Raw genomic sequence first — 279 nt, 5'->3', positions numbered from 1 at the left:
CGGTCGGCAACGAGTATCCGATTGCTGAGAACACCCATCCACGGGAGGGCACTCCCGCCGCCGAGGAGCTGTCCGAGGCGATCGCTGCAGCCTGCGACGCGGCCGGCATCGAGCGCGGGGCGGTGAGCGAGGTCGTCGTCGGCGTGCAGGCGGCCGTCAACGAGGCGACCGGAGACCTCTCCTTCACCGACGACATGCCGGGTTGGCCGCGCATGGACGTCGTCACAGCGCTCTCCGACGAGCTCGGCATCCGCGTGTCCGTGTGGAACGACGTCAACG

Annotated in this window: 1 protein-coding gene; it reads left to right on the top strand. The window is 69.5% G+C overall.

Annotated features, from left to right (window positions below; translation table 11 throughout):
- Positions 1-279: ROK family protein (locus SB717_RS35220; protein WP_410907549.1), on the top strand; the 279-nt coding region annotated here is incomplete at both ends.

It is taken from the genome of Priestia sp. SIMBA_032, from assembly GCF_046535215.1.
Lineage (GTDB): Bacteria > Bacillota > Bacilli > Bacillales > Bacillaceae_H > Priestia > Priestia aryabhattai.
Note: the sequence above shows the minus strand (reverse complement) of the source record. Positions and strands in the feature narration are given on the sequence as shown.